Source organism: Brevibacillus borstelensis (assembly GCF_037834415.1).
Taxonomy (GTDB): domain Bacteria; phylum Bacillota; class Bacilli; order Brevibacillales; family Brevibacillaceae; genus Brevibacillus; species Brevibacillus borstelensis_A.
This window is the reverse complement of the sequence record NZ_JAUMSJ010000006.1, coordinates 91,314-114,806: the sequence shown is the minus strand read 5'-3', so window position 1 is coordinate 114,806 and position 23,493 is coordinate 91,314. Positions and strand designations below refer to the sequence as shown.

Below are 23,493 nucleotides of genomic sequence, written 5' to 3'. Positions count from 1 at the left end.
GAAAGTCGTGAGGGGAACAAGAGCGGCGGTCCGGTTGCCGCGCTAAAAAATCAAGCTTCCGTTATCAAAAAATACTGTCGGAAAAGCAGGGACAACTAGAACGGATCGCAGTCATGAGTAAACCTTCAACCTGTATCAGTAAAGAGAGGGAAACATGGATATTTTGATTCGCGCTTTTCTTTGGTTTGTGGATGCTACCGTAGCGGCGAGCGTTGTTCTGCTGCTGGTGATGGCTGTGCAAAGACTGCTGCGCCGCCACCTTAGTCTCCGGCTTGCGCATGCTTTATGGCTGCTGGTGCTGTTGCGGCTGCTAGTGCCTGTTTTCCCGGAAAGCCCGGTGAGCGTCTTTCATCTCTTCCCGATGGCCACCCAGAGCAAACAGGCTTCCCTGTTCGACCCGCTGGCGGAGAACCGTTCCCGTCCGGAGGTGTCTGGCGATCATCGCGATGCTCCAATTCCGGAGGCTCAGACGAATCCGCCGCTGATGGAAGTCCCGCCGCCGCCAGCGGATGTTCCCGCCCGGCAAGCGGATGAGGCACCGGAACAAGCAAGCTCCGCCTATCCGCTCGGCTTGCAAGTCGCCGCTGTCGTATGGCTGGCTGGAGCCTTGGCTCTGATGCTGTATGTGGCCGCATTTTCGGTGAGGATGAGTCGGCAGCGCAGACAGATGGAGCCGCTGACCGACCCCGAAATCCTGTCGATCGCAGAGGCTTGCCGAGTGCGGCTGGAGATCGGGAAACCTCTTCACGTCTATACCGGACAACACGCGAACAGCCCGTATCTCTCCGGATTTTTCCGCCCGTGGATCTATCTGCCCGAAGCGATGGCCAGGGAGCTGAGCCCATCCCAGCTTACCCACATCCTTTTGCACGAGCTCGCCCATCACAAGAGAAAAGACATCATGTGGAATGCGATAGGGAGCTTGGCGCTGGCGGTCCATTGGATGAATCCGCTGGTGTGGATTGGCATGAGGCGGATGAAAGCGGACCGGGAGCTTGCCTGTGACGCCTGCGTGTTGGAGGCGCTCGGCGAAGCGGAGGCGGTGCCGTACGGGATGACAATCATCGAATGCCTGAAGCGCTTTTCTCCGGCTGGCCGCCAGTCCGAGCTGCTGTATTTTTTCGGACCCAATTACCAAATGGAAATGAAGAGGAGGATTCACATGATCAAGTCGTTTAAAAAGGGATCGTATAAACTGTCTGTCGCTGCCGTTTTATGCGTAGGGGTACTGGGTGCGGCAACCTTGACAAACGCCAGCAGTCCAGTGCCCGCCAGCGCTCCTCAAGCTCCCGGCAGCCAGTCTGCAAGCGCGGAAGCGGCGGGGAAAGCCCGGATCCTGTTCGATTATGAGCTTATGCGGCCCTATAAGAGTCTGGAAAAGGTCGTACAGGTGTCCGATTTCAAGTTCAAGGTTCCGGCAGCCTTGCCCGAGGGTTACCGTTTTACAGATATCTACTTTGCACCGAAGGAAAAAGCAGGGACAAGTTTTGCGAGGCTGGATTTCATTAAAGTCGTGGAAGGGATTGGCGATGGAAGATTTCGGTTAACGGCACGACCTGCCGAAGCAGATCTGGAAGCCGTGACCAACGACTTTTATCATAGCGATTTTAAGCTGACTGTTGTAGATGGCGATGTAGAAAAAAAAGAAATATTGGCGAAGAAGAAAGAGACTTTAAGCGTCCAGGGGCAGAAGGTAGTAAAAATCACGATTGAACATGAAACAAACAAGGAATGGCAGCGGCGTTATTTTTGGCAGGACCAAGGCGTTCAGTATGAAATCGAAACTTCTTCATCAAGTCTCAAGGTCAAGGATGAGGAGATCGGCAACATCATCCCTTCGATGAAGGATCCCGATCAGGAGCTGTACAAGCGCTTCATCAGCGAAGAACGGTTCAGCGAAGATATTTATGACACCGACGATTTGAAGCAGGTACCGGAAGCGATTGGCTTTGCGCCCAAGCTTCCCTTGCAGCTTCCGGGAGCGATTCCAGCCGAGCATGCGCGGGTAGGCCCGAAGCTCGATTTCAGTTTTCCCGAAAATGAGACAGACAAAAAGAACAAAACTTTCGACATTTTCTATTATGAACCGAAACCGAAGGATGAGAGGAGAGAGGGAATCAAAAGGGTAAAGCTTCAGCAAATCAAGAATAACAACATGTACGAAACGTTCAAGAAGAACGGGAATGTCGCCTTTTCCCGGATCAACGGCGAAAAATATGCAGTGAAAGCAGAGGTGATAAAAATAGCAGGAAAGGAGCTGCTGAAGACGGCCCCATATAAAGATGACGAATCAAATCACCCATCAAACGTCGGAATGGTCTCCTATTTCTGGAAAGAAAACGATGTGTGCTTCCAGGTAACGTTTTGGAATGATGGCCCGGGGGATGATGGCCCTGAGCGAAACAAAATCCTTCAGTTCCTGATGAATGAAAAGCCTATCGATTTGGCCAATTTCATGAAGTGACGGGATAAAAAACTGTGCACATAAGGAACGGCTGCGGGGTGCTTGCCTACCCCGAAAAATTGCCCAAAGAACGGACACGGGAAATCGTCTTGACAATTTTCATTTACAAACGTAATATCAGATTCGATCATTCCCCCTTACGAACGTAAATGAAACAGAAAGCAAGGTGACCATATGGCCAACACACCGAAAATATCGGAATCCGAGTGGGAAATCATGAAGATCATCTGGAAGGACAACCCGATAACCGCGGAACAAATTACTCTGCAATTGCCGGACGAGATCGAGTGGAGCGACCAGACCGTCCGCACGTTTATTAACCGGCTGTTGAAGAAAAAAGCTATCGGGTTTGAGAAAGAAGGAAGAAGCTACAAGTATTACCCCTTGGTGTCGGAAAAAGAATGTGTCAGAGCCGAAAGCCAGTCCTTTCTCAAAAGAGTGTTCGGCGGGGCTGCTCATCTCATGGTAAGCAATTTTCTGGAAGACGCCCATCTATCCGAAAAGGAGATCGAGCAGCTGCAGAAGATTTTGATGGAAAAGCAGGACGCTGCCAAAAAATCATGACCTCCGCTGCTTCCAGCGGGAAGACCTCACCGATTTCAAGAAGGGAGCAGACCAAAAAGAAGCTGTACCGCACGCGTACGGCTTCTTTTTTCGTGTAAAGGCCGGAGCCGACAATGCCGGAGTTTGAACAGACACCGTCCAAAGCTCTCCCCAAGATCAAACAGCTTGGTAGAGAAAAATCAGTATTTTTATAGAAAATACACGCTTGAAAATAGCTCCACCAAATGATTTTACTAACTTTTGTCCTTGGATTCACAGCCGCGATCGTGTACCTTAATAAAGTGGCTATTCATTGAGGCAGCGATTATGTCCCGAGATACAGAGAAGCAGGGTCTGCTAGTTTTCATCATGCAGGAGTGTGAATCCATTGAGCTTATGGGAAGCGTTTGTCGCCCTGATCCTCGGGCTGGTTGAGGGACTCACCGAGTTTGCGCCTGTCTCTTCTACCGGCCACATGATTATCGTCGACGATTTTTTGTTCCAGACCAAAGAACTGTTTTCCCCGGAAGTCGCCAATACGTTCAAAATCGTCATTCAATTGGGCTCGATCCTCGCTGTCGTCGTCCTGATGTGGGACCGTTTCATGAACCTGCTCGGGCTCAAAAAGCTGCCCGGACAGTTGGCTCAAGGACCGCGGCTGAATTTGTTGACAGTTTTGATCGGGCTTATTCCTGCCGGGATTTTTGGCGTTCTGTTTGACGATTACATCGATGAATACCTGTTTTCCACGAAGACGGTCGTCATCGGCCTCGTCATCGGCGCGCTGCTGATGATTGCGGCGGACTGGTTCCGTCCAGGCCGTCCGAAGGTCGTGACCGTCGACCAGATCACCTACAAACAGGCGCTGATGGTCGGGCTGATCCAATGCTTGTCGCTGTGGCCGGGATTTTCCCGTTCCGGGTCCACGATCTCCGGGGGTGTCCTTCTCGGCATGAGCCACCGGGCGGCTGCCGATTTTACGTTTATCATGGCAGTGCCGATCATGGCAGGAGCGAGCTTCCTGTCGCTTTTGAAAAGATGGGAATACATCACCTTCGATGCCGTTCCGTTTTTCATCGTGGGATTTATCAGCGCGTTCGTCTTTGCGCTTATCTCGATCCGTTTCTTCCTCAAGCTGATTAACCGCGTCAAGCTGGTTCCGTTCGCGATCTACCGTCTGGTGCTCGCGGCTGTCATTTATTTCGTGTTTCTGTAAAGCGGTTCTATAGAGAATGCATGTGGAAACGTCTCTCTTCACCAGGAGACGTTTTTTTTCACGTATAAGAAAGTATAAGTTCTGGGGAGGGTTAAGTCCTTACCTCTTTGTTTTTTGGTGATTAGGAAAGTGGCTGCAGTGAGAGAAGCATATTTCCAGGCTGCGCTCCGGTCTGCGTCCCGCAGGGGAAGCTGAGACTGTCCGCTCCACAACGATTCGCGGGGGAGCGTAAAAGCAGCAGCCGCTCCGAAGCCTATTCAGAGTTACGCTCCTGTTTCCCGCGAATCGTTGTTCCGCTGGGCTGGACTCCGCTAGTCGCTCCGCCTGGAAATATGCTTCTCTGTCGTCGCGGTTTCTTTTTAAGAAATCCCGGGAAGAAAAGCGTTCATCTTTTGATCGTATTTTTCATTTGTTGTAAAGATTCTCATAACAGGACAACCTCTTGTCTTGCAGTATACAAGGCATTTCATTCTTTTAAAGAATGATCGAACGAAACAAAAGCGGTAGAGATGAAACAGGAGAAAAACGCGAAGGTCTTTGGGACACATACCCAGGCTTCATTCCAAAAGTGGAACACGCTTTTAGCGTCCAACCTCTGAGAAGCCTCCAGAATCCGCTGCTTTTGGACGCGGTTCCACTTTTGGAATGAAGCCGGACAAAAGATGCCCCCGGCAAGTGTCCCACCGAACCTGGAGCGTTTTTCTCCTGTTTCATCTCCTCCACCCAAAGCCCGAATAACGCCCATTCTTAAAACGACAATGACTACCTCCGGTATCCAAAAGGCGTGTTGGCGGAATGGTCAAACGCGAATGAAGAGATTTGCTATACCCAAGTCCATTTATCAACCCGTTCCGCCATTTCGAGAGTCTGCGCGGGGGGTAAACTAGCATCCTGATCATGTAAGCCGTTTTCATAGATAAAGGAGGTTACTGGAGATGGGAACGTCTCTCTTTCGGCGAAAGTGGCGACTGTCGATTTTGTTCTACAAAGGGCAAAACGGCTTGACTGGGCATTTCTATATGATATAGTAGGTTACACCTAAATAAAATAGGCACCACCTTATATTTTTAGCTGCCGGTTGATGCTGGAATTTCCGTGAAGGAGCGATCACAATGCTAGTATGGATGCTGCGCAAAGTCATGGCGGAAAGAGGAATCTGGACGGGGGCTGCTCTGGCTCGGCTCTTGAAGGAAAAAGCGGGGTACAGTCTGTCGGCGGCCTCTATCAGCGCCTTGCTGACCGGTCAGCCAAAACAGATGAAAGCGGACACGCTGGACGCATTGTGCACAGCTTTGGAATGCACGCCAAGCGATCTCTGGGTGCATACACCGCCCAAGCAGGAGGAAGGAGCGTAACCATGGCCGTTAAACGTATTTTGCCGTTCGGCGAGCCCGTTTTGCGCAAAAAGGCAAAGCCCGTCGATCCGATAACGCCCGCAACGCTCAAGCTTCTCGATGATATGGTTGAAACCTTGTACGCCACAGACGGCCGTGCCGGTCTGGCGGCGCCGCAGATCGGGATATTGAGAAGAGTGGTCGTCATGGATTGCGGAGACGGATTGATTGAGCTGATCAATCCCGAAATCGTCTCGATGAGCGGCGAGCAGCTTGGCCCTGAAGCTTGCCTGTCCTTCCCTGGCTATTTTGGCAATGTGAAGAGGGCAGATCGAGTGACCGTAAAGAGCCTAAACAGGCAGGGAGAGGAATTCATCCTGGAGGGCGAGGGGTATCTGGCCCGCTGTATCCAGCATGAAGTGGACCACCTGGACGGAATCTTGTTTGTGGACCATGTGCGGGACCAGTGGCTTTACCATGAGTCCACAAACCGGAAAGTTTCTGTCATGGACGTTATTCGTTTGACCAACCAAGGAAGTTAGCGGGGAGGTGTGTCTGTCACGGTTACGGTACTGCTATTTACCGCGATCATGTTGGTCGCCTCTGTCTTGCAAACCAGCACAGGCTTTGGCTTTTCGCTTATGGCGACTCCGTTTCTGCTCTTGTTATTTGAACCAAAAGAAGCCGTTCAAATAAATCTGCTCTTGTCGCTTATTATCTCCGGAGCACTCATCACGAAAATAAAAAAGGACATTGATGCAGGGATTTTAAAAAGATTTGTAGTTGGCAGCGCGGTCGGATTGCCGGTAGGGATCATCATCTTCTTAACGGCAGACATCGATATGTTAAAGCTTGGTATCAGCATCGTCATCCTGCTGCTAACCGTCTTGTTGCTTCTAAAATTTCGCATGAACCAAACCGAGGCCAGGGATTACGTGGTTGGAGGATTATCGGGGATACTCACGACAAGTATAGGTATGCCTGGACCGCCGCTGCTTCTATACTTTTCAGGAACAGACACGCAAAAAGAAAAACTGAGAGGCACGACGTTAGCTTTCTATTTGTTCATCTATTCGATTAGTTTGCTCGTCCAAATCATCTTTGCCGGAACGACGAAAACAATCTGGATTTCCAGCGGTTATGCGCTGCCGCTCGTATTTTTGGGCCTATTTCTGGGCCAGATTTTGTTCAAGAGGATTAACCAAAAGCTCTTTCGTATTTTTACATATGTCATCTTGCTATTCACCGGGGTCTATATGCTGTTTGAAGGGTGGAGCAGTATCATGGCAGGTCACTGAGGAAAGCCGGACGATCTCGTCGGAGGGCTCTGTTCCTCGCATCCAAAGCGTCCGATTATGTCAGCGGCCATGTGCTTGTGGTCGATGGCGGCTGGATGGCCAGATAGAACGCGGTCGAGACGACTGTTGCCATACAAAAAACAAAACCAGACGGCTGGAGCACCAGGGCCGTCTGGTTTTGTTTTGGGGCGTCCGTACGTAAGCGGCAACAGCACGAGCCGCTATCGATTCAGTTCCTTCAACGTTTCCAGCTCCAGGCCGCCGAGCCGCCACAGGGCGATTTTCTCATATCCGGCCTGACGCGCATCGTCGATCCACTGGGTGAGGGTGACATGGTCGGCATACCAGACTGTATGCTTGACGTTCTGATCGTCGGTATAGTGGAAGGAGAGACTGCCGCTTCCAGAGTCGCGCTGGGGGGCTTCTCTGCTCAATTGCGACAGCTCTGCTGCCTGTTTTTCGGTAACCGAAGTAACCTCGCCTGTTTCCGCCCAGTCAAATCCTCCGGCAGCCAGGGCGATAAAGGGCTCGCCGGGAAGCTTGTCCATCCGGCGGGCCAGATCGGCGATAAAGGCGTGGTCGGCTTTCGGGCCGGGCCCGCTGTGATTGCCGAAAAGGTTGTACGCCATCATGACGTAGACGGGGCCTTCCGGCAGCTTGAGCTTGTCGATAGGAGCCCGCGGCTCCAGTACGATCCGCAGCGGCTTTTCCAAAGCGCGGAGCCGCCCATAGAGCTCTGTATAAAACGAGAGCACATTGTCCCAATCCTCGCTCCGGATATTCTCGTAATCGATCTCCACTCCGTGAACATCGTACTCGGCAACGGCAGCGAGGATGTCGTCGATATGCTGTTGGCGGCTCTCCTTTGTGGCCATCAGCCTGGTCAGCAATTCAGGGTCTTTCTGAACCGATGAGCCATCCCCGGAGAGCACGTCGTTTACGATTGTCAGGTCTACATGCACCAGGCTGCTTTGCTTGGACGCTTCCATGATTTTCGGCAGCGCCTTGCGAATTTCCTCCGTAAAGTGAAGCTTGTCCTTGTGGTCAAAGTAAACCGCGAATGCCTGCACGCTGGTGAGGCCCTCTGTGATTTGCCTGAAATCCTCCAGGCCGTCTCTCCATTGCCAGTCGGCGATCCAGGCCGACAGCTCGACATGATGCTGATTTGGGTCAGGCTGCTTTGAACCGGTGCATTTCATCACAAAGACGAGGACTGCCAAAAGGACAATGATCAATGCGATGATCGCGGCTGCATGCTTGCTTGTCAGATTCACTTGTGCTCCCCCTCGGCGCTCGTCCCCGCCCCAGCGAATTCAGAAGGTCTCGATGGCCCAATCGATAGAAGAGTTAATCGCTTTTTCAACATAGTGAACGACTCCTTGGAAACCGGTATACTTGTTGCTGAACAAGACAGCGGAAGAGCTGCCTTTCTTCCCGGGGGAAACGATGTGAACGTCATCGAACACGCCGTCGTAAATGTCGTCCTTTTTATTCTGCTTGCTGTATTCAGAAGCCAGCGCCACTCCGCCGTTTCCGATGGCGCTGTCAATTTCCTGGTTGTCCAACAGCGTTTGGCCATCAATGGCGAGCTTCCATTTGTTTTCCTGCACCAAAATCTCGACGTCTCTTGTATGTTTGATGTTGACTGGATACTTTGGTTCATCCGGTGCGCCGGCTGCCGTTTGCTCCTTGGAGTAGACGGTAGCTTTGTCAAAGGACAGGTCCTCCGGTTTCCACTCGATTTCGCTCAACTCCTGGGTAAAAACTTGTTGAACGTCATGGCCCGGTTTCTTCTGGTCGACATGAACCTCGTTATTCTCTATCGTAACACGGATAAACGAATCCTTCACACGGTCATAGCGAATGTAGAACATCTGCTTGCCGACCACATTCCCCGCTACCCTGGCGGCAACCCCGACATCCCCCAGGCCGTCGCTGCCTTCCAGGTAGAGCATGCCGGTCCCGGCAGGCGGCGAGGTAAGGGCAATCCGGTTGCCGATAAATTCAGCCGCTCCGCTGATTCGACGCCACTTATCGAGATGCTCCTCGTCACCGGAGACGAACTTCATTTTCTGCCCGGTGTCCTTCTGAATTTTCATCAACAAATGATTCGTGTACCAAAAAGGTGCGGGCTGCACTCTCGTCAGGTCGTACAAGCTTCTTTTACTATCATTGAACGCAATTCCTTCCCGGTTGAAATGCATCTTGAAAAGCTGCTTGATATTTTCCGAGTTCGCATTGGACACGAGCGGATTCATTCCCTCGTACAAAACATTCGCGTGCATGATCATGTAGACCTGCGGGACAAAGCCGAGGCTGCTATTGTAAATATCCTTCATCGCCTTGTAGTCATGATTGATCCGCTTTTCCATTTCGGTGCGGTTTTCCACCGGGATCATGTTTTCATCCCGGATAAAGTCCATCAGGTAGTGGTTGTAAAACTCAACGTTTTCCTTGCTTGGGAGCTCATTCTCGTCTTTCATTCCGATATAGCGGCCCTGTTTGTCAAAAATGTTGATGTAGGTCAGCCGGTAGCCATTTGTGCCCAGCTCCCAATAGCCGGTTTTCCTCATTTTCAGCATGTCCTTGGGCTGCAGGAATTTATGATCGCTGTTGCCCATCTTGTTCGCATAGGAGAGAAAGGTTGCCTTGTAATTGTACTTTTCGAGGAGCGGCTGGGCAAACAGGCTGGAGTCGTTCCGTCCGTCCTCGAAAGAGAGGAACAGCGCTTTCTGTGGCAACGGCTTCCCTTTCGTATAGAAATCGAGAATATCCTGCTGCGAAATGGTGACATATCCCTGATCGTAGAGTGCCTTCAGGTGCTCGTCCAGCTGCTTTTTGGCGACGAGCTTGGGCGTGCCCGAGCGGCCGACGCCGAAGTAAGACAGGGCGATAAAGCCGCTCTTGTTGTTCCATGTGGACTTGTCCGGTTCGGCGTATTTTCGGACGTCAAAGATGGTCTGGTAAAGCAAAAGGGCCACGGCCAGCAACAGGACGAGCTGCACGATCGTTTTCGTCATTTTCACGCGGTTTTTCTTGCGATAATCAAGGACTGCGCTCTGTTTTCCTTGCGTCATTTCAGCTATCCTCACTCCAAGAATCATTCGGCGATTGCATCAGAACGGCAACCCGATTCTCTTTTTATTCTTTTTCCGCATTTCTTTTTTCGCTCTGGCCTCGACATCCTGGGGCGTTTCCCTTGTGCCCCAAGTCGACTTCCAGAAGGTTACCCAAGCGACAGGCATTTGCCAGAGCAGCACAAACTCGTAGAACAGGCAGAAGACAAATCCGAATACCCACAGCTTGCTCTTGCGGAACATCAGATGGGCCAGACTCATCAGCATGGCCATCAGCAAAAGCCCCATCAAGAAGGTTCCCGGGAAGATCTGATAAACGAGAGGGACGTAGACCAGGTTGTACAGCACGACAATCGGAGCGGCGATGGGAACGATCAGGCCAATGTAAAAGAACAGCGACATGAACGGTTCCTTTCGCCAAATAAACGTCGCGGCCCTGAGCGATTCACGCAGCCATGAGCGCTTCCAGCGCATCTGCTGCTTCAGGAAAACGTCCATTTTCGATGGAACGATGGTCGAGCAGATGGCTGAATCCTGATAGCCGGTACGATGGGTTTTCAAAATAAAATTCGTCATGCTCCGGTCGTCGCCGAAGGTAGCCGGCTGACCGAGAAATTTCTGGTTCAGCCACGCGTCGGCATGCTCGAGCACCAATTCCTTTCGGTAGCAGGACAACGGGCCAGACAAGCAGGTCACGCTGTCAAACCAGGACTCGGCCGCTTTGATGACGCGAAAAGCAATGTAGTACCGGACACTCTGGAGTTTGGTGATGGAGTTAGTGAACTTGTTTTCGACATCGGTACGGCCGGCAACGCCGCCCATTTGCGGATCCTGGAAGGGCTGCACCAGATGCTTGATCGCCGTAGGCTCGAGGAAGCTGTCGGAATCGACAAAGACGACCAGATCGTGCTTGGCCATTTGCACGCCTTTTACCAGGGCCTCCCGTTTGCCTCCGTTTTCGGGCAAAACGACCATTTTCAGCCGCTCGCGGGTGGCGAAACGTTCGGCCATACTGTGGATCATATCGATCGCTTTTTGAATCTCCTCGACCGATCTGTCCGTCGACCGGTCATCGACGACGATCACCTCAAGCTTGTCGATCGGATAGTCCTGGTTCATGCAGCTGATGATCGTTCGGCGAATCCACTGTTCCTCGTTGAAGCAGGGAATGATGATGGATACGCCTGGCGTATAGTCAGGATTGATGGGCACATCCCGGTAGAGCGCGCCGAAAAGATAACGGGTCAGCAAAAACACGGCTGCGGCAAGACTGTACAGATACAGGAACATGTTGTATTTGAAGTAAATGAAGCTTTCCGCGCGCATGAGCATGATGAAGGCGACTGTGACAAACAGCATGCTGCTGCCCATGTAAACGGAATACCCCCACCTTTTTCTCTGAAAGTACTCTGTCAGCGGCTTCGCAAATTGAAAGGCCACCATCTGTTTTTGGCCTTCCTGCTCTCCTGTCTCCGATCGGACCGCTGCCGCTTCGATTTTGACCGTAGATTCAAAGCCTTCCGGCATCGTGCCCGCCGGAATTTCGAAGCGCATCCTGACCGTATCCCCGACCTTTACGCTGCTGTTTGCGCCAGCATCCAGCTCCACCAGCAAACCTGTGGCGGAGATGTCGACAGCCCGGGCTTTGACCGTGGTTTTCCCGGCGCCGCCGCGAGCTTCGATGAACACGTCAAAATCGGCAAGATAGCGCAAGCCCAGCACCCGCAGCTTGTCCAGATAATCCTGGTCCCTGTTTTCGCTTGCGCCAGGCGATTCCGCGAGCCCTCTGCGATCGGCAGTGACGCGGATCTGATCCGGGTCCGGCACATGGTTCAGCGTCCGCCGATCCGCTTTCGGCACGGAAAGTTTTTCGACAATTTCTTTTTTCTTTCTTATCCTCACTGTTGCCGTCTCCAATCCTTTGATTACAAGCTCCAGTAATAAAATCCGCTGTTTTCGAAGTCTGACCGGTTGTACACACCCTTGATGTCGACCATGATTTTCGTTTCCTGGCCGGGAGTGTACAGGTTCTCAAAATCGCTTCTGTTCATATTAACAAATTCACGATGCGGCACCGCGACGATCACCATGTTCAAGTCTGTGAGAGCGGAAACGTCGGACAGTTCGATACCGTACTCCTCGTACACCTGCTCAGGGTCTGCCCATGGATCGATCACGAGCGGCGTGATTCCGTATTCGCCCAGCTCATCGATGATGTCGGTAACCTTGCTGTTGCGGATATCCGGGCAGTTTTCCTTGTAGGTCAAGCCCAGCAGGCCGATCCTTGCATGTTTGAAATCCAGCTTCATCCGCACCAGGATTTTGATAATCTGCTGCGCGACGTATGTCCCCATCCCGTCGTTGATGTGCCGCGCCGCCAAAATAATTTTGGAATGGTACCCGGTATCCTCGGCCTTGTAGGTTAAATAGTACGGGTCAATGCCGATACAGTGTCCGCCCACCAGTCCGGGGGTAAACTTCAAAAAGTTCCACTTCGTTCCGGCGGCCTGCAGAACGGCTTTTGTATCGATGCCCATCTGGTTGAACAGCATGGACAGCTCGTTCATAAACGCAATGTTCACATCCCTCTGGGCGTTCTCGATTACTTTGGCCGCCTCGGCAACCTTGATGCTCTCGGCTTTGTACACCCCTGCCTCGATAATCAGCTCGTAGACTTTGGCGACAGTCTCTGTGGTTTCCTCATCGATGCCGGACACGATCTTGACGATGTTTTCGAGCCGGTTGACCTTGTCTCCGGGATTGATCCGTTCCGGGGAATACCCGACCTTGAAGTCCGGGCCGCAGCGCAAGCCCGATTCCGCTTCCAGGATGGGAATGCACACGTCTTCCGTCACTCCCGGATAGACTGTCGATTCGAATACGACAATGGCCCCCCGCGAAAGCTTTTTCGCGATCAGGCGGCTGGCGCTTTTCACATAGGCGAGATCCGGGACATTTCCGCTTTTGATCGGAGTAGGAACCGCTACAATAAAGAAAGGAATCCCGTTCAGCTTGTCCGGGTCGGACGTAAATTCGACGCTGCAGGTGTGAATAGCCGCATCCCCTAAATCTCCGGTCACATCGATGCCCTTGCGGTAGCTGGCAATTTTTTGTTCATTGATATCAAAACCGATGACGTCTGCCCGTTTGGAAAAAGCGACTGCGATCGGCAAGCCTACATAACCAAGGCCGACGACGGCGATTTTTTTCTGCCGGTCGGCGATTTGCTCATATACTCCGAAGTCTTCTCCCATGTCTCCCATCTCCATTTACGTTCATTTCATGCCAATCAGGTCAGCCATTTTGACAAAGGTATACCCTTTTTTCTTCAGGCCTTCGATCGCGGTCGGCAAGGCCTCGATCGTATGGATGTCGTCCAGCATGTGGAGCAGGATGACGCTTCCGGGTTTGGTCTTGGTCATGATCCCGTTCACGATATCTTGGGCGCTGTTTTTGACATCCCAGTCCAGCGTTGTGACGTCGTACATGGCGATGATCGGATACCCGGCCGAGGCCACCGCCTTGCCCGCCTGTTCGTTGATTTCTCCCGTCGGGGGCCGGAACAGCATGGTCGGCTGCTGCTGAATCGCTTCCGTGATGACCCTGTGGGCTTCCACGACTTCCCACTGAAGCTTGTCCGGAGGCATTTCGGTGATGACGGGATGGCTGTAGGTGTGATTGGCTACATCGTGTCCGCCCTCGAGGATCGCCCTTGCCAAATTCGGATTGTTCTTGACACCGTTGGCCCGCAGGAAAAACGTCGCGGAAACCTGATGTTCCTCCAGGATGTCGAGAATTTTGGAGACGGTCTTGTCGCTGCCCCAATCATCGAAGGTCAAAGCCACCTGCTTTTTGTTTGTGTCGACGTTGTAAACGAGCTTGTAGACCGGGTTTTTCGCATTCACGTTGATCTGGGCTTTGTCATACCCCGGTATTTGTTCCAGCGGCTTTCGCTGCCCGCCATTTTTTATCAGTTCGTTCAGCGGGATCAGCTTGTAATCGATTTCCTTGGCCGCTTTGGCAATCAGAGCAATAGCGGGAATCACTTCCGGATTTTTGTCGGTATTTAATGAAATAATGCCGCCTCGGGATATGTACCGTTCCACATAGTGGCCGATCGCCTGGGCATCCTTCATGTCCCAGTCCTTCGGGTTGATGTTGTATTGGATGACGGCATCCATGCCCAGGTGAGCGGCCGCCAGCCGAACATCGTCATTGTAATCGCCGGATTTCGTTCTTACGTAGCGGGGTTTCACGCCCGTTTCCTTCTCGATGACCTCATTGGCCAACTGAATTTCTTTGTAGATCTGTTCGTAGCCGAGCTTGGTCACGTCCAATCGGTTCAATGTGTTATTCTCGATCTCATGGCCTCTGGCCAAAATGTCCCTGGCGATGTCAGGCTCTTCTGCCACCCTCATGCCCGGAAGAAAAAACGTGGCCTTGATCTGGAACCTGTCCAATTCGTCCAGGAGGCGGCGCATCGTTTTGGCGTCACCCATTCCGTTAAAAGTCAGGGACAGTTCCTTTCTGGCAGTGTACACAAAGGAAATGGCCTTGCTTTTTTCGCCTGTATAGGGAACAATCTTCTCCTTGGGGGAGCTTGTCTCTGGAACATTTTCCGCGGAATCGCCATTGGAAAATTGGCAGCCGGTCATCAAAACAAGTGCCATCAGCATAACGAGTGTACGGGTAAACAGTTTTGGTCCCGCTGACTTGCGATGTTTTCCCATATTTCTGCTCCTTTCGTAAGCGCTACTGTCTATAATGTCGGGTTACGATGCATTGGTTTTGAGGGACAACGATACATTCTAACGAGTGGTTCTGTACAAATTCTATACATGGGCAGCAGATGCCTTGGTAGGAGTGCGCTAAATGAAGGGAATTGGTGAAAAAGAGGAGAATACAACAAAGAAAACTTCTTGATTTCTGTCCGTTGCCATCCAACCGATCATTGAAAATGCTCAATAACACGGTATCATGAAGAGAAGCACCGGCGCTGCGCCGGATGAGGATGCAGGTTTTACGCCTGAAGGACAGGCTATTTTCTCAGACAAAGGCAACCGATAGAGTTGGCCTAAAAAATGTAGAGCGTCGAATGAAGCAGCTTTACGGACGGGGGATGTCCATTCAAAGCGATCCACATATGGGAACTTCCCTAGAATTGCGCTTTCCTAAAAATGACAGGAGAAGAATAGGAGTAGGAGTGGAGAACGTGAGGGTGATGTTGGTCGATGATGAACGGATGGCGCTCCGGTACTTGGAAAACATGCTTCAAAATATAGAAGGCCTGCAGCTTGTCGGGAAATTTCAAAACCCCAGGGAAGCTCTTGAGGTGATTCAGGAAGCAAGGCCAGACCTTGTGTTTCTGGATGTAGAGATGCCGGAGATGAACGGTATCGAGACGGCAGAGCAAATTCTGCGTCTTCTGCCTGAAATCGATATTGTCTTTGTCACTGCTTTCGGGGATTATGCCGTCAAAGCATTTGAATTGAATGCGCTCGATTACTTGTTGAAGCCTGTTCAGAAAGAGCGATTGCAAAAAACATTGATGCGGATACAAAAGGAAAAAGAGGTCAAGGATGACCGCGGTCCGGCAAGCTCCATGCAGTATATACGCTGTTTTCAAACTCTTCAAGTCGAGCTGTCGGAAAACCGTGGTCTTCAGACCATTCGCTGGCGGACGACCAAGGCGCAGGAATTGTTTGCTTACTTTCTTCATCGCCGCGGCCAGCCAGTCCGAAAAGACCTGCTGTTGGACTTGTTCTGGGAAGAGGTGGACTGGAAGAAGGGCTACGCGCAGCTGTACACAACGGTGTATCAAATACGGAAAACGTTGGATCAGCTCCGGATCGGTATCAAGATTATCAACTGTGATGATGGATATTTATTGGAGATGAACAACGTCAGCCTCGATGTCGATGAATGGGAAAACGGGCTGCGCCATTTGCCTCCGCTCACCGACAAGAGCGTAGGAGAATATATGCGGCTGCTTGAGCTTTACAGAGGCGACTATTTTGCGGAATACGATTACTTGTGGGCGGAAAGTGAACGTCAGCGGCTGCGAATGGACTGGTACAACCTCGCTACCCAGGTCGGTAGCTTTCTCGTCATGAACGGCGAGTATTCCAAAGCGATCGTCCTCTATCTTCGCATTCAACAATTCTATCCCCACGTAGAGGAGCTATACTTTTCTTTAATGAAGCTTTACGATATGCTGGGAGACCGTGAAGCGGTGGCAGGACAGTACAACAGTTTGACAGAGATGCTGCGCGATGAATTTGAAGCGGCGGCGCCCCCGCATATAAAAGAATGGTATCGACAATGGAAGAGTCGAAAGTAAGCAGCAAGTCGGGAAGGCCAGGTGCCTGTCTCGGCTTCTTTTTTTCCGGGAGCCGCATTTGTTCAGAATTTGTTTAGGTCGGTTCTGTAGTATCCAGTAGGGACGAAAGACAAAGGAACGGGCTTTTGTCGCCAGAGGAGAAAGAGGCGTGTAAATACGATAGGAGAAACAGGTATGGAATGAAAAGCATTATGATTGTCGATGATGTTGTGTTAATGCGGTTTATGATGTGGAATATATTTGAATCGCTGGGCTTTCAAGTAGTGGCCGAAGCGGAGACGGGGCAAGAAGCCGTGAAAAAGTATCGCATGTTTCGGCCATCGCTGGTGGTGATGGACATTTCCATGCCTGAGATGGATGGGCTAAGCGCAGTAAAAAAGATCATGGAGATCGACCGCGATGCCAAGATCATAATTTGTTCAGCGTTCGTGCAGCGAGAAATTGTCTTGAAGGCCATCCAGGCAGGAGCCAGCGATTTCATCGCAAAGCCAGTGCAGAGAGAACGGATGGAATGGTCTGTCCGCAAAGTGATGGGAATGTAAGCGAGAATGAGAGCTCCGGAAAGGAGACAGAGAATCCCTCTTAAATTCGAGAGGGGTTCTTTTTTGGAATTACAATAGCATACATTTATGGTAGAAATAGGTTCAGAAATTGTTCAGATCGTTTTTTTATACTCAAATCTACGCGAATTTCGACTGAACAAACGGCCGATTTGCCAGTCGAATGCCGCGGTGAAACAACCTCGAGAAAGCAGGAAAGGAGGGCAGTGCTATTGGATTGCCGGTTGCAACAAAAGCCGTAGTGACAGTTTTGATTTGGTTGCTGTTGTGTTCGGGCATCGTGTTGATTCTCTATCCCTACGTGGACAGGTGGTTGCAGGAGAAAGAACAGACGCGGCTGCTGAATGAATGGAAGCTTTATAAGAACCAGCTCGCGACCCAGTCTGGCTCGAATCCCTCCATCGCCCAAGCTTCTGTCTCTGCTGAGAAAAAAAGTGACAACGGGGTGCTGGGCTTGATCAGCATTGACAAAATCGGTTTGGAAGAGCCCATCCTGCCAGGTTCCGAAGATAAGCAGCTTCGGCTTGGCATCGGTGTGGTGGAGCCGGACCGCAAACCAGGTGGAGCGAACAACTATGTGCTTGCCGGCCACAGGAGCTGGACGTACGGGAAGCAGTTCAGCCGGCTGAATGAGCTCAAAGAGGGCGATCTCATCCGCATCGAATCCGGCAATGGCAGCTACGAGTATACTGTCACCGATACTTTTCTGGTAAAACCCGAGGACATCGAGGTGCTTGACAATAGCCGGAAAAAGTCGGAAATCACCTTAATCACTTGTGATCCTCCTCGCAATCCGACCCATCGATTGATTGTAAAAGGAACGTTGAAGAATGGAGGGAATTAGCAGTACATGAAGATCGGGAAGAGGCTGCACGTGATTCTGTTCGTTTTTTTGCTTCTCGTGCAAATGACCCTGCCACACGCGATTGTCCACGCAGAAACGGTGAGAGTATTGCAGGCGGATACAGGTGACCCGTCAGCAGCAGGGGATGGAGTCAGCCTCGATACTCCGCCAGCGAATGGCGAAACGCCCGAGACCCCGCCGGCGAATGGGGAAACGCCCGGCACTCCGCCAACGAATGGGGAAACGCCCGGCACTCCGCCAACGAATGGGGAAACGCCTGGCACTCCGCCAACGAACGGAGAAACGCCCGGCACTCCGCCAGCGAATGGGGAAACGCCCGGCACTCCGCCAGCGAATGGGGAAACGCCCGGCACTCCGCCAGCGAACGGAGAAACGCCCGGCACTCCGCCAACAAACGGGGAAACGCCCGGCACTCCGCCAGCGAACGGAGAAACGCCCGGCACTCCGCCAACAAATGGGGAAACGCCCGGCACTCCGCCAGCGAACGGAGAAACGCCCGGCACTCCGCCAACGAATGGGGAAACGCCCGGCACTCCGCCAACGAATGGAGGAACGCCCGGCACTCCGCCTGTTACGCCACCCGTCACACCGCCAGTCACACCACCCGTCACACCACCACCCCCTGGAGAAATTGACGAACTGATTGTACTCGATCTTGAGGCCAGCAAGGAAAATGTGGATTCCGGAGAGACGTTTGAGTATACGATCAGATACAGCGTGTCGAGTACGTCAAAGCTCGAGTTTGAATCTCCCAAAATCGTGTTTCCGCTGCCAGAGGGCGTCCAGTTTGTCGATCTGGTCGATAACGAAATTTCGGAAGGAAGCTTTGACAAAGAGAAAAACACAGTGACCTTCACCTTTCTCAATGACACGCTCCCGGCAGGCTCCTCCGGCTTGCTGACCGTTCAGGCCAAATACCCCAACTACACTACGCCGAACGGGACATCTACAACAGCGCAATGCACGTTTGAAACGACGGTTGAGGATGTTCCGAAAGAACTGCCTTCCAACGAAGTTACGGTTACTGCCAACGCAAAAGCCGAGTGGGAGCTGACCAAAAAGAAGATCCGCCCACTGCCTGATCCGCTGAAAGGGTCGGAAGTCGAGTATGAAATCGTGTTCTCCGAGAAGGGTTCTTCTTCCACCGGCAGGCTCGATATCAAAAACATTACGATCGTAGATACGCTGCCGCCGGGAGCTGTGTATGACGATTCTGATCCTTCGGCATCCTCGCCTAAGGGAGAGTACAATGCCGAAAAGCATACGATAAGCTGGAAGCTCGATGACGGAGCCAGAGGGATCAAGAAGTTTAAAGTGAAGGTGAAATATCCGGAAGACCTGAAAGAAGACACGGTCAAGAACACAGTAACCGCGACGTTTACGCCTTTGGAGCAGGATGAGCTCACCCTTGAGGCCACCGTCGAGCACGGATTCCACACCAATCCGGATGACTTTGGAGCTTCCATTCGCAAAAATCATTTTTGGTACAACAAAGAAGTATCGCCCAACCAAACCGTTTCCTTTACGATCGAAGGCCTTGATAACAGGTCAAACAAGACCATTCCCAAAGCGGTCATCACCGATATGACCCCGACAAAGGCCAGCTCTTCGATTGCCGGGAAAGAAGATATCGACATTGAGTTTGTTTTGGAAGAACTGGAAACCGCCACCTTCTCCGGCATTGAAAAGTATGACATCTACTACACGGAGAAGGAAACCCCGGCAGAAGACGCTGACTGGGTGCCTCTGAAGCTGGGAGTTTCGGCCTCCAAATCGGAGAAGCTGGTAGCGGGTGAGGTGGTACCTGGCAAAGTCATCAAGGGGGTTCAGTACCGTTTCGCCAACCTTCCGATCAATTTTGTCCAGGCGAAAGCATTCGTCATGACCTACCGCGTTCCCGAAAATCTCCCCATAGCTGATGAGGAAGCCAAAAGAATCACCAATACGGCTGTGCTCCAGTATGAATTCGAAGGCAAGCAAAGAGAGGAAACAAGTTCGGCCACCATTGATGTCGTCAAACCTCGGCCATTGGTCAACCTGGAAAAGAAGGTAAACCGAACATCCTTGCAGCCTACCGAGGAAGCCGTATTCACCCTCACGCTGCAAAACACGAAATACGGCAGTGCGGACCTGACTCACCCACGGTTGACAGACTTGTTGCCAGCCGAGCTGGAGCTTGACGGATGGGAGCTGACCAAAGCCCCCGAGGGCCTCCCGAAACCCGTTTTCCGCGAGGATACCCTCGATGACGGCAGCAAGCAGCTGGTATGGCATTGGGAGAGCAGCAGCTTGAAGCCCGGGGAAACGGTCGAAATCGTCCTGCGCACGCATGTCAAGGCAGGGACGAAGCCAGGCGAGATTGAAAACAAGCTAAAGCTTACCTCGGATGACGATTATCTCAACGATGTCAACTTCACGTACAAAAAATGTCCGGACTGCAAGCCGTCAGACAATCAATATGTAATCGAGCGGTCTGCGAAAGTCACGGTCGTGGTCAGTGCCACGGTTCAATCGATCATGTGGATACGAGGCGAGCTGGACGCTGACTGGTCCCGCTATCCGGACAAAGGGAAGACAACGCCGGGCGGCACCGCCGACTACCGGTTGAAGATTTCCAATGTGGGAAACGAGTCGATAAAAAATCTGGTCATGATCAACACACTGCCGCGGATTGGCGACACGGGGGTCGTCTCCACAAACGGCAAGCGGAACAGCCAGTGGGGACCCATTCTGATGGGGGAAGTCAGTGTATCGGACCACATAACGGTATACTATTCCACCACGCCCAACATCACGATGCATCCAGTAACAGGAGCTGACAATGGTCATTGGGAACCACATCCGCCCGCTGACATTACAAAGGTGACAGCGCTGAAATTCGTTCTTGACCCGGACTATATCCTGGAACCGACGGATGATCTGGAATTCCAGTGGCCGATGCGGGCGCCAGTCGGTGCTCCGACGAACGGGGAAGCAGCCTGGAACTCCTTTGGATACATGGCGGAGACAACCGCCGGGAAACCGCTTTTGCCTGCAGAACCGCCGAAGGTTGGAATGACGATTCATGATAGCGGCAAAGCGGAGATCGGCGACTATGTGTGGTCTGACAAAAATGAGAACGGCATTCAGGACGACGGCGAAGAGGGGATCAACGGGATTGTCGTGGAACTCTTGAACGCGCAAGGAGCCACGCTGGAGAAGACGGTGACGGGGGACGATTTCAATGGAAACCCGGGCTACTACCTGTTCCCCAATCTCAATCCGGGCACGTACATGGTTCGTTTTGGAAGTTCCCTCCAGCATGAGAAGCTGACCGTAAAAAAAGCGGGCCAGGATGCGTCAAAGGATTCAGATGCCGATCCCGCTACGGGCCGAACCGATCCGATTACCCTGACAGAGAATGAAAAGAATCACACGATTGACGCCGGATATATTCCCAACAAAGGCGCGATCGGCGACTACGTCTGGTTCGATGCCAACGACAACGGGATACAGGATGACGACGAGTCCGGAGTCGACGGAGTTGTTGTCGAACTGTATAACGGCGAAAACAAGCTGCAGTTCAACGCGAAAACGAGAACGAAGGACGGCAAGCCGGGATATTACCTGTTTGATCAGCTCCCGCCAGGCGACTACAAAGTCAAGGTAATCGCCCCGTCGATCGCCTATGGCTTTGGCAAGCAGGAGCAGGGCTCTGACCGCGGCAAAGATTCCGACGTGGACAAAGACGGCTGGTCAAAAGTGATCAAGCTCGGCCAAGGCGAGCTGAACCTGACGGTAGACGCCGGACTGGTGAAACTGCCGCCTGCCGCTTTAGGCGACTACGTATGGATCGACAGCAATCGAAACGGCCTTCAGGATGCAGGCGAAACGGGTCTGGACGGTATGACCGTCGAGCTCTACAACAGCAAAAACGAACGGATAGCAACGACAAAAACGCAAACCAAAGACGGCAAAAAGGGCTACTACCTGTTCGATTCACTGGATGCGGGCACGTATAAAGTCCGGTTTGTTCCGCTTTCAGACTATGTGTTCACCACTGCTGGAGCAGGTTCCGACAGGGCTGCGGATTCCAACGCGAAATCGACGGGCTGGACCGATGAGGTTACCCTTCAGCCGGGCGAGACCAACCTGACGATTGACGCGGGAGTCTATCGTGCTCCGGTAGGTCCCGTTCTGCGAGCAAAGCTGGGTGATACAGTCTGGATCGACGAGAACAAAAACGGCCTTCAAGACGAAGCCGAAAGCGGCCTTGACGGTGTAACCGTCCAGCTCTTTGACGAGACAGCGTCACTGATCGCTACTACGCAAACGGCGACCGTCAACGGGCGATCCGGCTACTATGAGTTCAACCAGCTGACGGGCGGCACCTATCTGATTCGCTTCCTTCTTCCAGACGGATACAAGTTTACGTTGACGGAGGAAGGCGAAGACCGGAGCAAGGATTCAAACGCAAACGAAGAAGGCTGGACAAAGCCGATCATCCTTGGGGCCGGGGAGACGAATCTGACCATAGACGCCGGAGTCTACGCTTCCACTGGCAGCGGCGAGAAAGCGAAGCTGGGCGATACGGTCTGGATCGACAAAAACAAAAACGGCCTTCAGGACGAAGCCGAAAGCGGCCTTGACGGTGTGACTGTCCAGCTCTTTGACGAAAAGGCGAAGCTGATCGCTACCACGCAAACGGCGACCGTCAACGGGCGATCCGGCTACTATGAGTTCAACCAGTTGACGGGCGGCACCTATCTGATTCGCTTCCTTCTTCCAGACGGATACGAGTTTACGTTGACGGAGGAAGGCGAAGACCGGAGCAAAGATTCAAACCCAAACAAAGAAGGCTGGACAAAGCCGATCATCCTTGGGGCCGGGGAGACGAATCTGACCATAGACGCCGGAGTCTACGCTTCCGAAGGCAACAGCAGGAAAGCGAAGCTGGGCGATACGGTCTGGATCGACAAAAATAAAAACGGCCTTCAGGATGAGGATGAGCCCGGGATAAACGGCGTCAAGGTTGAGCTGTACGACGACAACGGAAAGCAGCTCGATCATACGGTTACAGCAAGCGTCAACGGCAAAACAGGGTATTACGAGTTTGACCGTCTGAATGCGGGTACCTACCAGATCCGGTTCATTTTGCCGGACGGATACTCCTTCACCGAGAGGGGAGTCGGATCTGACGAGAATATCGACTCAGATGCCGATACGGACGGCTGGACAAAACGGATCAAGCTGGGGCAGGAAGAGGAAAATTTGAGCATCGACGCAGGTCTGGTGTCTAAACCAGATAAGCCGGAGAAACCGGAAAAACCTGACAAACCGGAAAAACCAGACAAACCGGATAACCCCGGCAATCCGGGCAACCCCGGCAATCCAGGCAACCCGGGCAACCCAGGTACCCCGGGACAACCGGGAACAGGTAATCCCGGCGGAGGGAACGTCACCCCGACCCCAGGAACCGGCCAGCCTGGCTCTGGAGCACCGGATGCTCCGGCAACCGAAGATCTGGAAACAATTGACCCCGGCGATATTCCATCAGGGGCTGGGGCCTTGAATCCCGACACGCAAACGCCTCCTTCATCCCCAATTGAGGATGACACAGGAAAGACGCTTCCGAAAACAGGCGAGTCGATGTCGTTCTTGCCGTTCATAGGAGCCGCCTTCTTCCTGATAGCGGGAGTACTGTACCGGTTGCGCCAAAAATTATAAACGTTGCTTCCGCCCCTTTCCGGATCATTCGGACGGGGTGGAAAACAAATGAAGCAAGGCTAGCTGCGGCTCAGAACCGCTGGCTAGCCT

The 23,493-nt window shown here is 52.3% G+C and carries 15 protein-coding genes and 1 pseudogene; 11 read left to right on the top strand and 5 right to left on the bottom strand.

Annotated features, from left to right (window positions below; genetic code table 11):
• Nucleotides 1-154: 154 nt before the first annotated feature.
• The 7 genes and pseudogenes from Q3F21_RS08170 to Q3F21_RS27420 all read left to right on the top strand — a co-directional run.
• Nucleotides 155-2,464, top strand: a complete 2,310-nt coding sequence (locus Q3F21_RS08170) for a M56 family metallopeptidase (protein WP_340251175.1) — start codon at nt 155-157, stop codon at nt 2,462-2,464.
• Between the two features lie 174 nt (nt 2,465-2,638).
• The gene (locus Q3F21_RS08165; protein WP_340251173.1) at nt 2,639-3,028 is read left to right on the top strand and encodes a BlaI/MecI/CopY family transcriptional regulator; all 390 of its coding nucleotides are present in this window, start codon (nt 2,639-2,641) and stop codon (nt 3,026-3,028) included.
• A 367-nt stretch (nt 3,029-3,395) separates the two neighbouring features.
• A complete protein-coding gene (locus Q3F21_RS08160) occupies nt 3,396-4,223 on the top strand; it encodes an undecaprenyl-diphosphate phosphatase (RefSeq protein WP_340251170.1) in 828 nt (275 codons plus the stop codon).
• A gap of 1,112 nt (nt 4,224-5,335) precedes the next feature.
• Nucleotides 5,336-5,578 (top strand): helix-turn-helix domain-containing protein, encoded by a 243-nt coding sequence (locus tag Q3F21_RS08155; protein ID WP_340251168.1) that lies wholly within the window; start codon nt 5,336-5,338, stop codon nt 5,576-5,578.
• A 2-nt stretch (nt 5,579-5,580) separates the two neighbouring features.
• Nucleotides 5,581-6,099, top strand: coding sequence for a peptide deformylase (gene def, locus Q3F21_RS08150; protein WP_340251166.1), 519 nt, complete (start codon nt 5,581-5,583; stop codon nt 6,097-6,099).
• A 48-nt stretch (nt 6,100-6,147) separates the two neighbouring features.
• The gene (locus Q3F21_RS08145) at nt 6,148-6,855 is read left to right on the top strand and encodes a sulfite exporter TauE/SafE family protein (protein ID WP_340251304.1); all 708 of its coding nucleotides are present in this window, start codon (nt 6,148-6,150) and stop codon (nt 6,853-6,855) included.
• A pseudogene (locus Q3F21_RS27420) lies at nt 6,856-6,962 on the top strand (SDR family oxidoreductase); the annotation flags it as partial.
• A 114-nt stretch (nt 6,963-7,076) separates the two neighbouring features.
• On the opposite strand, the gene Q3F21_RS08140 reads toward Q3F21_RS27420, so the two are convergent.
• From Q3F21_RS08140 to Q3F21_RS08120, 5 genes are read right to left on the bottom strand one after another with little or no spacing between them, the layout of a single operon-like run.
• Nucleotides 7,077-8,129: a glycosyl hydrolase family 18 protein gene (locus Q3F21_RS08140; RefSeq protein WP_340251164.1), complete on the bottom strand. Its 1,053-nt coding sequence runs from the start codon at nt 8,127-8,129 to the stop codon at nt 7,077-7,079.
• Between the two features lie 39 nt (nt 8,130-8,168).
• Nucleotides 8,169-9,932 carry a polysaccharide deacetylase family protein gene (locus Q3F21_RS08135; protein WP_340251162.1) on the bottom strand — a complete coding sequence of 588 codons (1,764 nt, stop codon included), beginning with the start codon at nt 9,930-9,932 and terminating at the stop codon, nt 8,169-8,171.
• 39 nt (nt 9,933-9,971) lie between these two features.
• Nucleotides 9,972-11,834 (bottom strand): glycosyltransferase family 2 protein, encoded by a 1,863-nt coding sequence (locus Q3F21_RS08130; RefSeq protein ID WP_340251160.1) that lies wholly within the window; start codon nt 11,832-11,834, stop codon nt 9,972-9,974.
• Between the two features lie 23 nt (nt 11,835-11,857).
• Nucleotides 11,858-13,186, bottom strand: a complete 1,329-nt coding sequence (locus Q3F21_RS08125) for a nucleotide sugar dehydrogenase (RefSeq protein WP_340251158.1) — start codon at nt 13,184-13,186, stop codon at nt 11,858-11,860.
• Between the two features lie 21 nt (nt 13,187-13,207).
• Nucleotides 13,208-14,662 (bottom strand): polysaccharide deacetylase family protein, encoded by a 1,455-nt coding sequence (locus tag Q3F21_RS08120; RefSeq protein WP_340251156.1) that lies wholly within the window; start codon nt 14,660-14,662, stop codon nt 13,208-13,210.
• 491 nt (nt 14,663-15,153) lie between these two features.
• Here Q3F21_RS08120 and Q3F21_RS08115 point away from each other — a divergent pair, with 491 nt between their 5' ends.
• The 4 genes from Q3F21_RS08115 (at nt 15,154) to Q3F21_RS08100 (ending at nt 23,403) form a co-directional block, all read left to right on the top strand.
• The gene (locus Q3F21_RS08115; protein ID WP_340251302.1) at nt 15,154-16,272 is read left to right on the top strand and encodes a response regulator; all 1,119 of its coding nucleotides are present in this window, start codon (nt 15,154-15,156) and stop codon (nt 16,270-16,272) included.
• A 179-nt stretch (nt 16,273-16,451) separates the two neighbouring features.
• On the top strand, nt 16,452-16,814 hold the full coding sequence (locus Q3F21_RS08110; RefSeq protein ID WP_340251154.1) for a response regulator: 363 nt from the start codon (nt 16,452-16,454) through the stop codon (nt 16,812-16,814).
• 235 nt (nt 16,815-17,049) lie between these two features.
• On the top strand, nt 17,050-17,676 hold the full coding sequence (locus tag Q3F21_RS08105; RefSeq protein WP_340251152.1) for a sortase: 627 nt from the start codon (nt 17,050-17,052) through the stop codon (nt 17,674-17,676).
• 6 nt (nt 17,677-17,682) lie between these two features.
• Nucleotides 17,683-23,403, top strand: coding sequence for an SdrD B-like domain-containing protein (locus tag Q3F21_RS08100; protein ID WP_340251150.1), 5,721 nt, complete (start codon nt 17,683-17,685; stop codon nt 23,401-23,403).
• Nucleotides 23,404-23,493 lie beyond the last annotated feature (90 nt).